At 61.4% G+C, this 12,781-nt stretch carries 12 protein-coding genes; 8 read left to right on the forward strand and 4 right to left on the reverse strand.

The window, feature by feature from the left end:
* Positions 1–11 precede the first annotated feature (11 nt).
* A complete protein-coding gene (locus AC07SI_RS20950; protein WP_065904790.1) occupies positions 12–428 on the forward strand; it encodes a DUF3010 family protein in 417 nt (138 codons plus the stop codon).
* Between the two features lie 124 nt (positions 429–552).
* Here the strand turns inward: AC07SI_RS20950 and AC07SI_RS20955 are convergent, their stop codons facing one another.
* Both AC07SI_RS20955 and AC07SI_RS20960 read right to left on the reverse strand, forming a co-directional pair.
* Positions 553–1,719: an AAA family ATPase gene (locus AC07SI_RS20955; protein WP_065904792.1), complete on the reverse strand. Its 1,167-nt coding sequence runs from the start codon at positions 1,717–1,719 to the stop codon at positions 553–555.
* A 68-nt stretch (positions 1,720–1,787) separates the two neighbouring features.
* Positions 1,788–2,732 carry a GlxA family transcriptional regulator gene (locus AC07SI_RS20960; protein WP_065904801.1) on the reverse strand — a complete coding sequence of 315 codons (945 nt, stop codon included), beginning with the start codon at positions 2,730–2,732 and terminating at the stop codon, positions 1,788–1,790.
* Between the two features lie 193 nt (positions 2,733–2,925).
* On the opposite strand from AC07SI_RS20960, the gene AC07SI_RS20965 reads away from it, so the two are divergent.
* From AC07SI_RS20965 to AC07SI_RS20990, 6 genes are all read left to right on the forward strand, one after another.
* Complete coding sequence (locus AC07SI_RS20965) at positions 2,926–3,870, forward strand: choline ABC transporter substrate-binding protein (RefSeq protein WP_495006437.1); 945 nt, start codon at positions 2,926–2,928, stop codon at positions 3,868–3,870.
* A gap of 74 nt (positions 3,871–3,944) precedes the next feature.
* A complete protein-coding gene (cdhC, locus tag AC07SI_RS20970) occupies positions 3,945–4,832 on the forward strand; it encodes a 3-dehydrocarnitine:acetyl-CoA trimethylamine transferase CdhC (RefSeq protein ID WP_065904795.1) in 888 nt (295 codons plus the stop codon).
* 57 nt (positions 4,833–4,889) lie between these two features.
* Positions 4,890–5,855 carry an L-carnitine dehydrogenase gene (locus AC07SI_RS20975; protein WP_495006438.1) on the forward strand — a complete coding sequence of 322 codons (966 nt, stop codon included), beginning with the start codon at positions 4,890–4,892 and terminating at the stop codon, positions 5,853–5,855.
* A gap of 117 nt (positions 5,856–5,972) precedes the next feature.
* Complete coding sequence (locus tag AC07SI_RS20980; RefSeq protein ID WP_106802431.1) at positions 5,973–6,452, forward strand: thioesterase family protein; 480 nt, start codon at positions 5,973–5,975, stop codon at positions 6,450–6,452.
* A 9-nt stretch (positions 6,453–6,461) separates the two neighbouring features.
* Entirely contained in the window at positions 6,462–7,622 is a 1,161-nt protein-coding gene (locus AC07SI_RS20985; RefSeq protein WP_495006439.1) for a gamma-butyrobetaine dioxygenase, read from the forward strand.
* A gap of 376 nt (positions 7,623–7,998) precedes the next feature.
* Positions 7,999–8,262 (forward strand): hypothetical protein, encoded by a 264-nt coding sequence (locus AC07SI_RS20990; protein ID WP_495006440.1) that lies wholly within the window; start codon positions 7,999–8,001, stop codon positions 8,260–8,262.
* A 95-nt stretch (positions 8,263–8,357) separates the two neighbouring features.
* Here AC07SI_RS20990 and gbdR read toward each other — a convergent pair whose 3' ends face one another.
* Complete coding sequence (gene gbdR / locus AC07SI_RS20995; protein WP_005792167.1) at positions 8,358–9,461, reverse strand: choline metabolism transcriptional regulator GbdR; 1,104 nt, start codon at positions 9,459–9,461, stop codon at positions 8,358–8,360.
* Between the two features lie 572 nt (positions 9,462–10,033).
* Entirely contained in the window at positions 10,034–11,410 is a 1,377-nt protein-coding gene (locus tag AC07SI_RS21000) for an L-serine ammonia-lyase (protein ID WP_065904808.1), read from the reverse strand.
* A 414-nt stretch (positions 11,411–11,824) separates the two neighbouring features.
* Between AC07SI_RS21000 and AC07SI_RS21005 the strand changes: the two genes are divergently transcribed.
* The gene (locus AC07SI_RS21005; protein WP_065904809.1) at positions 11,825–12,772 is read left to right on the forward strand and encodes a choline ABC transporter substrate-binding protein; all 948 of its coding nucleotides are present in this window, start codon (positions 11,825–11,827) and stop codon (positions 12,770–12,772) included.
* The last annotated feature ends 9 nt before the right edge of the window (positions 12,773–12,781 follow it).

Consider the following 12,781-nt stretch of genomic DNA (forward strand, 5'->3'; position numbering starts at 1 on the left):
CAAGGCTACTCATGACTCTCTGCGGCATCGAAATCAAAGGCAGCGAAGCCATCATCGCCGTTGCCTCCCTGGATAACCAGGCGCTGGCCCACATCGCCCTGGCCACCAAGAAAATCGCGCTTGAAGACGACGATGAAGCCGCCAACGTCAAAGCCTTTGCGGCACAGGTGAAGGCGTTCGTGCAGGCCAACGCCATCACCCGGATCGCGATCAAGAAGCGCAGCAAGAAAGGCGAGTTCGCCGGCGGCCCGACCACGTTCAAGATCGAAGGCGTGTTTCAGTTGCTGGAGGGGGTTGAAGTGACGCTGCTGTCGCCGCAGACCATCAATGCACAGAACAAGAAACACAACTTCGAGCTGCCGGCCTCGTTGAACAAGTATCAGCATGAAGCCTATAAGGCGGCGTGTTCGGCCCTGCTGAAGAAATAAGCCACACACCAACCCCCTGTAGGAGCTGGCTTGCCGGCGATGACGGTTTGCCAGACAACCCTGCACTGCCTGATCGACCGCTATCGCAGGCGAGCCAGCTCCTACATTTGACCTGCGCTGCCCTTCAGCGCTTGCGCAGCAGCCAATCGCCGAAGGTTTTGTCCTCCAGGGCATAGCCGCCCCGGCTCGACTTCCACACCAGTTCCTTGTCGCGCAGGGCATCGATACAGGCCTGAATCGTCTGGGTGCCCGGCACCACATCGCTGCCCATGGCCTCCAGCGCCTTGCTCACCGCCGTGAGGGTGCTGTCGGTGAACGGCGCAAAGGGTTCGTTGTTCTGCGAGCGCTGCACCATGACCTCGAGCACGGCTCGCTGGGGGACGGTGAGGTTGTTCCAGGCACTTTCGAATTCAGTCCACACGCCGGCGCGCAGAAATTCGGCGCGACTGTGCAGCAACTGGCCCAGGTTGCTCGCTTCGCCCAGCTCCAGCGCCACTTCGCCAATAATGGTGCGCAGCATTTCGGGGCGACGACCTACCAGCTCGAAGGCGTCATCAATGTCGGCGGCGTTGAACTGATTGGTTTTAGCCAAATGTGCGTTGAGGTGCGCGGTGTAGGCTCGCGTGAACTCTTTGCCGAGCAACGGGAACGGCGTGATGCTGGACCCGAAGAAAGGCTGACTCTTGCCCAGCACCAAATGGGCCAGCTTGTCGCGGTTGGAACCGGTGAACACCAGGTGCAAACCGCTGCCCTCCTCGTCACGCCCTTGATTTAGCTGGTCCCGGGCGGCCTTCAGCGCGAACATCGCATTGATGCCTGACTCGGTGGTCAAGGCGTGCTGCGCTTCGTCAATCACCAGCACAACGGGTTTTTCCGCAGCACTGTGGAGCAATTCCAAGGCTTGGGTCAGCGTCGCACCGACGGGCAATTGTGGCTTGGTGAAATCCCAGGACAGGGTACGCAGGAAGCTTAATTTCTCGATGCCAATGTTCTTGGCCAGCTTGCGAATGCCCTTTTCATAGGGCACCAGCGCGGCGGCGATTGCACTGGCGATCAACTCCGCAGGGTCTTTTTCTTTGTCGGCCCACAGATCGACATACACCGCCAGCCAACCGCGCAGCTGGCACTCCGGGATCAGGTCTTCACGCAAAAACGTACTTTTGCCCGTGCGACGCGGCGCCGCTAGAAACAGACCCGAGGTGAAATCCTGGATGCCAGCCCCCACCAGGCCATCGGCAATGCTGCTGGCCAGGGCGGGACGGCGGAATACAAAGCCGCTGTGCTTGGACATGGTTTTATACTCAATTATGCAAAGGACTATAAATTATAGTAGCGAGTATAATCTACTATAATTGGCCGTCAAACCGCCTCCCGTCGCCGGTCCTCCCGCGGACATTTCGCAAACCGCGCCCGATAACTCCGGGTGAAGTACGACGGCGACTCAAACCCGCAGGCAATGCTCACTTCCAGCACGCTCATATCGCTCTGGCGCAGCAGTTGCCGGGCTTTTTCCAGGCGCAGGCCGAGGTAGAAGTTGCTCGGTGTGTCGTTCAGGTGCAGGCGAAACAAGCGCTCCAGCTGGCGCCGCGTGACCTTGATCGCCTCCGCCAGGGCCAGGGTGCTCAGGGGCGGTTCGGTGTGCTGCTCCATTTCGCCGATCACCTGCACCAACTTCTTGTTGTTGATGCCATAGCGCGTAGCGATCTGCATGCGCTGGTGGTCTTTGCGTGGGCGAATACGCCCGAGCACGAATTGCTCGGAGACCTGGATCGCCAGGTCCGGGCCGTGGGCCTGGGCGATCAGGTCAAGCATCAGGTCGATGGAAGCGGTGCCGCCGGCGCAGGTGATGCGTCGGCGGTCGATCTCGAACAGCTCCTGGGTCACGGTGAGCTGTGGATACGATTCCTTGAAGGCGTCGATGGCTTCCCAGTGCAGGGTCAGCCGGTGGCCGTCGAGCAAACCGGCTTCGGCCAGCACACACGCACCGGTGTCGATGGCGCCGAGGGTCACGCCATCGTGGTCGAGGCGGCGCAGCCAGTGCTCCAGCGCAGGCGTGGCGAACTGCAGCGGCTCGAAGCCGGCCACCACCAGCAGCGTCGCGCCTTTTTTCAGGGGTTCCAGCGCGGCATCGGCGTTGACCGACATGCCATTGCTCGCCAGTACCGCCCCTCCATCGGCGCTCAGTATGTGCCAGCGGTACAGCTCACCACGAAAGCGGTTGGCGACCCGCAGCGGCTCCAACGCGGAGATAAAACCGATGGCCGAGAAACCCGGCATCAGCAGAAAGTAGAAATCCTGGGACATGGTGGCGCTCTCGTCGGACGGGCAGCGTGGCACTGTGATACTCCCGTTCATGGGCGGATTCAAGGGGGCAGGTCGCTGCAGTGCAAGAGCGAGTCGCCGCCGTGCGTTTTCTCGACCTGCAAGCTGCGTAACTTGGCCTCACGGCGCACAAAGACGCCGGACCCCACAATAACGACCTGCCGAGGGATCCACCATGAACCGACTGATCAGCCGCTGCGTGCTCGCATTCAGCGCCAGCGCCATTTTGAGCACGAACGTCCTGGCTGCCGATGCGGCCTCTTGCCAGAACGTGCGCATGGGCGTGGTGAACTGGACCGACGTAATCGCCACCAGCGCCATGACCCAAGTGTTGCTCGACGGCCTCGGCTACAAGACCAAACAGACCAGCGCTTCCCAGCAAATCATCTTCGCCGGCATCCGCGACCAGCGCCTGGACCTGTTCCTTGGCTACTGGAACCCGCTGATGACCCAGACCATCACGCCGTTCGTCGACGCCAAGCAGGTCAAGGTCCTCGACAAGCCGAGCCTGGAAGACGCCCGCGCCACCCTCGCAGTTCCCACGTACCTCGCCGACAAAGGCCTGAAAACCTTCGCCGACATCGCCAAGTTCGAGAAAGAGCTGGGCGGCAAGATCTACGGCATCGAGCCTGGCTCGGGCGCCAACACCCAGATCAAGGCCATGATCGCCAAGAATCAGTTCGGCCTCGGCAAGTTCCAGCTGGTGGAATCCAGTGAAGCCGGCATGCTCGCCGCCGTCGACCGCGCGGTGCGCCGCAAGGAAGCGGTGGTGTTCTTCGGCTGGGCGCCGCACCCGATGAACGTCAACGTCGCCATGACTTACCTCACCGGCAGCGACGATGCCCTGGGCCCGAACGAAGGCATGGCCACCGTGTGGAGCGTTACCGCGCCGAACTATGCCGAGCAGTGCCCCAACGTCCACAAGCTGCTGACCAACCTGACCTTCACTGCCGCCGACGAGAGCCGAATGATGCAGCCGTTGCTGGATCACAAGGACGCCCTCGAGTCCGCCAGGCAGTGGCTCAAGGATCACCCGCAAGACCAGCAGCGCTGGCTCGAAGGGGTGACCACGTTCGACGGCAAACCGGCCGCCGCCAACCTGCAATTGAGCAGCAAATAACCTGATCCGCATCACCGTTTCGCAGCCGCTCCTGGCTGCGAACGGCACCACCACGCCTGTAAGGAACCTGCCTCATGAACCACGACGTCATCATCACCTGCGCACTCACCGGTGCTGGCGACACGACCGCCAGAAGCCCGCACGTGCCGGTCACCCCCAAGCAAATCGCCGCCGCCGCGGTGGAAGCCGCCAAGGCCGGTGCCACCGTGGTGCACTGCCATGTGCGTGATCCGCACACTGGCAAGTTCAGCCGCGACGTCGCCCTGTACCGCGAAGTGATGGAGCGCATCCGCGAGGCCGACATCGACATCATCGTCAACCTCACGGCCGGCATGGGCGGCGACCTGGAGATCGGCGGCGGCGAGCACCCGATGGAGTTCGGCCCCAATACCGACCTGGTCGGCCCGCTGACCCGCCTGGCTCACGTCGAGGAGCTGCTGCCGGAAATCTGCACCCTGGACTGCGGCACCCTGAACTTCGGCGACGGCGACACCATTTACGTGTCGACCCCGGCGCAACTGCGTGCCGGCGCCAAGCGCATTCAAGAGCTGGGCGTGAAGGCCGAGCTGGAAATCTTCGACACCGGCCACCTGTGGTTCGCCAAGCAGATGATCAAGGAAGGCCTGCTCGATAACCCGTTGTTCCAACTGTGCCTGGGCATTCCATGGGGCGCGCCGGCCGACACCACCACCATGAAAGCCATGGTCGACAACCTGCCCGCCGACGCGGTGTGGGCCGGCTTCGGCATTGGCCGCATGCAAATGCCGATGGCCGCACAAGCGGTGCTGCTGGGCGGCAACGTGCGGGTCGGCCTGGAAGACAACCTGTGGCTGGACAAGGGCGTGCTGGCGACCAATGGCCAACTGGTGGAACGGGCGAGTGAAATCCTCAGCCGCCTGGGTGCACGGGTCATGACCCCGGCGGAAGGTCGCATCAAGATGGGCCTGGCCAAGCGCGGCTGATTGCTTGCCGAAAGCGAATTAAACATGTGGGATCACCGAATACTTCAGGAATTTTCCATGAGCTTTATCACTGAAATCAAAACCTTCGCCGCCCTCGGCAGCGGCGTTATCGGCAGCGGCTGGGTGTCCCGCGCCCTGGCCCACGGCCTCGACGTGGTCGCCTGGGACCCGGCGCCCGGTGCCGAAGCCGCCCTGCGCAAGCGCGTCGCGAATGCCTGGGGCGCCCTGGAGAAACAAGGCCTGGCGCCGGGTGCCTCGCAGGGGCGCCTGCGCTTTGTCGCCACCATTGAAGAGTGCGTGAAAGACGCCGACTTCATTCAGGAAAGCGCCCCGGAGCGCCTAGAGTTGAAGCTGGAACTGCACAGCAAGATCAGTGCAGCGGCCAAGCCGAATGCATTGATTGGCTCGAGTACATCAGGGCTGTTGCCGAGCGAGTTTTATGAAGGCTCCACGCACCCGGAACGTTGCGTGGTGGGTCATCCGTTCAACCCGGTGTACCTGTTGCCGCTGGTGGAGGTGGTCGGCGGCAAGCACACCGCGCCGCAAGCCATTCAGGCCGCGATCACGGTGTATGAATCGCTCGGCATGCGCCCGTTGCATGTGCGCAAGGAAGTCCCCGGCTTCATCGCCGACCGCTTGCTCGAAGCGCTGTGGCGCGAGGCGCTGCACCTGGTGAATGACGGCGTGGCGACCACCGGTGAAATCGACGATGCGATTCGTTTTGGCGCCGGCTTGCGTTGGTCGTTCATGGGCACCTTCCTCACCTACACCCTGGCGGGCGGTGATGCCGGCATGCGCCACTTCATGGCGCAGTTCGGCCCCGCGCTGAAGTTGCCGTGGACATACCTGCCGGCACCGGAACTCACCGACAAGTTGATTGACGATGTGGTCGACGGCACCCGCGATCAACTCGGCAGCCACAGCATTTCGGCGCTGGAACGCTATCGTGATGATTGCCTGCTGGCAGTGCTGGAGGCGGTCAAGGTGACTAAAGCCAAGCACGGCATGAGCTTCGCCGAATAACGGCAGTTGATCCTTGTGGGAGCTGGCTTGCCGGCGATAGCGGTGGTGAATCCGACATCGCCATCGCCGGCAAGCCAGCTCCCACAATTGACCGAATAATGATCCGGAATCCCAGACATGCCTGCATTGACCACCTATACCACCAAAATCCAGCCGGATTGGGTGGACTACAACGGCCATCTGCGCGATGCGTTCTACCTGCTGATCTTCAGCTACGCCACCGACGCGCTGATGGACACCCTGGGGCTGGACAGCGAAAACCGCGAAGCCAGCGGCCACTCGTTGTTCACGCTCGAGCTGCACCTCAACTACCTGCACGAGGTGAAACTGGGTGCCGAGGTTGAAGTACACACGCAACTGATCGCCCACGACGCCAAGCGCCTGCATCTCTATCACAGCCTGCATTTAGTCGGTCATGAGCAGGAACTGGCCGGCAATGAACAGATGCTCTTGCACGTCGACCTGGCAGGGCCGAATTCGGCGCCGTTCACCGAGGCCACGCTGGAAAAGCTGACGGTCATCAGCACCGCTCAAGCCGACCTGCCCCGCCCTGCCCTGCTGGGTCGAGTGATTGGATTGCCACCCAAAAAACCATAAGGAGCCACCATGCAAACCGCCGCCGCTGTTGCCGATTTTCGTACCTACCCCAAGATCAGCGACCTCGCCGATGCGCAGGTGCTGAACGATCAGATTCGCGTGCGGTGGGCCGATGGACGGGTCAGCCCGTTTCATCATCAATGGCTGCGCGATAACTGCCCGTGCACCGAATGCGTGTACAGCGTCACCCGCGAGCAGGTGCTGGAAATCGTCGACGTGGACGAGGCACTGACCGCCGTCGATGTGCAGATCGAGCAGGGTTTTCTCAGTGTGCAGTGGCTCGGCGGCCATCGCAGCCAATACGATCCCGGCTGGTTGCGGGCTCACGCCTACGACGACGAATCGCGCGCTGAACGCCAGGCTGCCCGGCCGAAATCCAGGCTCTGGGACAGCCGCTTCACGTTGCCGGTGTTCGACTACGCCGCCGTGATGGAAGACCCCAAGGCGCTGCTGCAGTGGCTGCTGGCCGTGCGCGACTCTGGCTTGACCCAAGTGCGCGGCGTACCGACCGAACCCGGCTCACTGGCGCTGATCGCCAAGCGTATTGCGTTTATCCGCGAAAGCAATTTCGGCGTGCTGTTCAACGTGCAATCCAAGGCCGATGCCGACAGCAATGCCTACACCGCCTTCAACCTGCCGTTGCACAGCGATTTGCCGACGCGAGAGCTGCAACCGGGGCTGCAATTTCTGCATTGCCTGGTGAACGATGCCACCGGCGGCGAGAGTATTTTTGTCGATGGTTTCGCCATCGCCCATGCCCTGCGCACGGAAGACCCCGAGGCGTTTCGTGCACTGTGTGAAATCCCCGTGGAGTTTCGCAACAAGGACCGTCACAGCGACTATCGCCGTCTCGCGCCGATCATTGCACTGGATGCCCTGGGCGATGTGGCGGAGATTCGCATGGCGAACTTTTTGCGCGGGCCGTTCGAGGCGCCGGTGGAGCAGATGCCGTTGTTGTATCGGGCTTATCGGCGGTTTATTGCGATGACGCGCGAGGCTCGTTTTCGGCTGGTCAAGCGCCTGAACCCGGGTGAGTTGTGGTGCTTCGATAACCGCCGCACCTTGCATGCGCGCAATGCGTTTGATCCGGCTTCGGGGGCGCGGCATTTCCAGGGGTGCTATATCGACCGGGATGAGTTGTTGTCGCGGATATTGGTGTTGCAGCGGTAGACCGAGGCGCGCCCTTCGCGAGCAAGCCCGCTCCCACACTTGACCGCGTTTTTTCAGCAGGAACTCGGTCAAATGTGGGAGCGGGCTTGCTCGCGAAGGGGCCCGCACAACCACTACAAATTCAGCAAAAAAAACCCCGATCCAGCCGTGACTGGATCGGGGCAGAGTGCTTTGTGTGAGCTGCGCATCCCGAGGGTGACCAAACCTTCAAGCTGCTTGCTTGATGCCAGTGTGCACACTCCTCTTCCTTGCGAGTTAGCCGAAAACGACCTGTTCATAGGTGTGCCGGACATTCACGCATTCAGGCCTTGCCGACTCGGTGATGGCCTACCAGAATCGACCTCAATCTCCCGCTCCCTACACCAGGATAAACGTCATGATGCACGCGGATTTGATTGACCAGGATGACCTGCTGAGCCAACTGCGCTCGCTGGGTTTCGAGGTGTCCAGCGGCGCCAGCGCCGAACAGGCCTGCGAGTGCGCCGTGCGCGGGTTGAGTGCCGCACGGGCCAAGGCGCTCAAGGGCATGGTGGAACAGATGTACACCGGCAGCGCGACGATCCTGCCGGCGGTACGCGAGGCAATCGACAAGCAGTTGTTGCCGGCCTTGGTGCAGTTCAAGCAGAACTCTGGCGCCTGATAAAGCGTCATCGCCGGCAAGCCAGCGCCCACATTTGAATCTATTCACAGATCAAAATGTGGGAGCTGGCTTGCCTGCGATGAAGACGGCTCGGCCTAGAGCCTTACACTGGCAAAAGTCGACTCATTGCGCGCCTGGCTCAACGCCGACATCGGTCCCGACAACGGTGACAACACCAGCGCCTGCGGAATCGGCATCATCGCCACTTGCTGCGTGGTGTTGGAACCCACACGCTCATCGCGTGGCGGAATGCCGAAGTATTCGCGGTAGCACTTGGAGAAGTGCGGCGTGGAGACAAACCCGCACACCGACGCCACTTCGATGATCGACATCGGCGTTTGCTTGAGCAACTGCCGCGCACGGATCAGGCGCAGCTTGAGGTAGTAGCGCGACGGCGAGCAGTGCAGGTATTTCTGGAACAGCCGCTCCAGCTGGCGCCGCGACACGGCGACGTACACCGCCAGCTCATCCAGGTCGATCGGCTCTTCAAGGTTGGCTTCCATCAGCGCGACGATTTCCTGCAGCTTCGGCTGGTTGGTGCCGAGCATGTGCTTGAGCGGCACGCGCTGGTGATCCTGTTCGTTGCGGATGCGTTCGTACACGAACATCTCGGAGATGGCTGCGGACAGTTCGCGACCGTGGTCGCGGCTGATCAGGTGCAGCATCATGTCCAGCGGCGCGGTGCCACCGGAGCTGGTGAAACGGTTGCGGTCGAGGGTGAACAAGCGCGTGCTCATGGCGACACGCGGGAAGGCTTCCTGCATCGACGCCAGGCATTCCCAGTGCACGCTGCAATCAAACCCATCGAGCAAGCCGGCGCAGGCCAGGGCCCAGCTGCCGGTGCACACCGCGCCAAGGCGACGCGACTGGCGCGCCTGGCTTTGCAGCCACGACACGTGTTCACGGGTAACGGTGCGCTGGATACCCACGCCGCCGCACACAATCACAGTGTCCAGGGCCGGGGCTTTGTGCATGGAGGCATCGGGGGTGATTTGCAGGCCGTCGCTGGCCCAGACCTGGTTGCCGTCGACACTCAGGGTGGTCCAGCGATACAGCTCGCGGCCGGACAACTGGTTGGCCATGCGCAGCGGCTCCACTGCCGACGCCAGGGAAATCAGCGTGAAATTGTCCAGCAGCAAAAAGCCGATGGATTGAGGCGCACGGTTCTGGGGTTGGGCCCCTGAGTTGAACGACGTCATCGCGGTATCTCCTCACACAAAGCGGGTGATGGCCTCAGGCGAGGCTCTTGTTATTGCGCTCGTCCTGGAGAGGCGAGGCTTTGAATTGATAGAGCAAATGCCATGCCTAAATTTGAATGGCCATTCAATAACTCCTGAAAACGACCTGATGAAGCGTCAATATAAGCCCGCGCCGCGAGTGCGGGATATGACCCGATTCAGTGGCAGGAGTGAGCCTGCTCAAGGGGTGTGAGCAGATCGGTAGCACTTGTGGGAAGGCGCTTTCAGGGCGTAGGAAAAGTCTGTCACCACACGCACAGGTGACGGGTGGTCGAGGGGTAAATCGTTTGGGAGCTACTTATCTGTTTGCGACGCGCTAAAAGGTGGCGCTTTTGATTGGGATGTTCACTTTATGCGCAGTTTGCACCTCAATTGTGGCGAGCGGGCTTGCCCCGCGTTGGGCTGCGCAGCAGCCCCAGAACCTGACACCTCGATATTCCTGAACGAACTCAGTGAAGTTATTGGGGCTGCTGCGCGGCCCAGCGCGGGGCAAGCCCGCTCGCCACAACAAGCCGCCCACCGGAAAAAGGGGGTCAACACTCCACCGCACTCACCGCCAACCCACCGCGTGAGGTTTCCTTATACTTGTCGTGCATGTCCGCCCCGGTATCGCGCATGGTGCGGATCACCCGGTCGAGCGAGATGAAGTGCTGGCCATCACCGCGCAGGGCCATCTGCGCCGCGTTGATCGCCTTCACCGCCGCAATCGCGTTGCGCTCGATGCACGGCACTTGCACCAATCCGCCCACTGGATCGCAGGTCAGGCCGAGGTTGTGTTCCAGGCCGATCTCCGCAGCGTTGCACAGTTGCTCCGGCGTGGCGCCGAGGATCTCCGCCAAGCCGGCGGCGGCCATCGCACAGGCCGAGCCGACTTCGCCCTGGCACCCGACCTCGGCGCCGGAGATCGACGCGTTTTTCTTGCACAGGATGCCCACCGCCGCAGCGCCGAGCAGGTAGTCGACCACGTTGGCTTCGGTCACTTCCTCGCTGAATTTCATGAAGTAGTGCAGCACTGCCGGGATGATCCCCGCCGCGCCGTTGGTGGGTGCGGTGACCATGCGTCCACCGGCAGCGTTTTCTTCATTGACCGCCAGGGCGAACAGGTTGACCCACTCCATCGCGCTCAAGGTCGAGCCGATCACATTGGGTTTGTTCAGCTCCAGCAAACTGCGGTGCAACTTGGCCGCGCGGCGGCGCACGTTCAGGCCGCCCGGCAAGATGCCCTCGTGCTTGAGCCCCTCCTCCACACACGCCTGCATGGCGCGCCAGAGTTTCATCAGGCCGCTGCGGATTTCATCTTCCGAGCGCCAGGTTTTTTCATTCGCCAACATCAACTCGGCGACGCGCAGGTTGTGGGTCTTGCACAGCTGCAACAACTCCACCGCGCTGGAAAAATCATAGGGCAGCTCGGTGCGGTCCATATCCGCCACGCCACTCTGCGCCTGGGCTTCATCCACGACAAAACCGCCGCCCACCGAATAGTAGGTGTCGCGATGCAACTCACCGTCATCGCCGAACACCACCAGGGTCATGGCGTTGGGATGAAAGGGCAGGTTTTCGTCGAGCAGGCGCATGTCGCGTGCCCACACAAACGGCACCGGCAAACGCCCATCCAGCAGCAGCGTGTCGGTCTCGCGCAGGGTGTGGATACGCAGGCCGATCTGCGCCGGATCAATCGCGTCGGGCCACTCGCCCATCAGGCCCATGATGGTCGCGGTGTCGCTGCCGTGGCCAATGCCGGTGGCCGACAATGAGCCGTAGAGCTGAACTTCGACGCGCCTGACTTGTTCCAACAGTTCACGTTCACGCAATGCCTGGACGAACAACGCCGCGGCGCGCATGGGGCCGACGGTGTGAGAACTAGAAGGCCCGATGCCGATCTTGAACAGGTCGAAAACGCTGATAGCCATTAACGTGGGACTCCGCAGGTGAGCAAACCGGACACCAAGGAGCTGCTACGCTCAGATCGCCCAGATGGCGGCATCATCAAGCTTTTATCCGCCGTCACGGCGTCTCACACCGACGTACCCATGCTCACCAGCGTCGCTCTCGTGCGATCAGGCGTTTTGGCCGTTTTTAGCGGTGCAGATCGTTGAAAACTGCAGTTTTGCCTTTGGAAAAATCTGTAAGCGACGTCACCGACACTGGATACGACCATCCCTGTACTGGATACGACGCCCCCTGTAGGCGTCAGATTTTCACTGGTACATGATCAGTCTCGACTCGTTTGCAAGGCACCGCGCCGCCGCTGCGTCGCACGTTCCAACCGCAACACATATAAAGCGCGGCGAATGCCGCCAGAAAAAACACAGGAGTCTACCCAGATGAAAGGTTCACCCTCGTTGTTGTTGGCCGCCATGCTGAGTCTGCCAGTCCTGGCGCACGCTGCAGAACCGGCACAATGTCAGACCGTCAATTTCTCCGATGTCGGCTGGACCGACATCACCGTCACCACCGCGACCACCAGCGAAGTCCTCAAGGGCCTGGGCTACAAGCCGCGCACCACGATGATTTCGGTACCTGTGACCTACAAGTCCCTGGCCGACGGCAAGAACATGGACATTTTCCTCGGCAACTGGATGCCGACCATGGAAAACGACATCAAGCAGTACCGTGATGCCGGCACCGTGGAAACCGTGCGCGCCAACCTGGAGAACGCCAAGTACACCCTGGCGGTACCCGAAGCGCTGTACAACAAAGGCCTGAAAGACTTCGCCGATATCGCCAAATTCAAGGATGAGCTGGGTGGCAAGATCTACGGCATCGAGCCGGGTAACGACGGCAACCGCACCATCCAGACGCTGATCGACAAAGACGCCTTCGGCCTGAAAACCGCCGGCTTCAAAGTCGTCGAATCCAGCGAAGCCGGCATGCTTTCCCAGGTCGAACGCGCCACCAAGCGCGACCAGGCCATCGTGTTCCTCGGCTGGGAACCGCACCCGATGAATACTCGCTTCAAGATGAAGTACCTGACCGGGGGTGACGACTCGTTCGGCCCCAACTACGGCCAGGCCACCATCTACACCAACACCCGCAAGGGCTACACCCAGGAATGCAGCAACGTCGGCCAGTTGCTGAAAAACCTGGTGTTCACCCTGAACATGGAAAGCACCCTGATGGGTAAAGTCCTGGACGAAAAACAGAAACCCGATGCAGCGGCCAAGGCCTGGCTGAAGGCCAACCCGCAAGTGCTCGACACCTGGCTCGCAGGCGTCACCACCGTCGATGGCAAACCCGGTCTGGAGGCCGTCAAAGCTTATCTCGCCAAATAACACCCGCTG

This window comes from Pseudomonas sp. GW821-FHT05D12 (genome assembly GCF_059419825.1).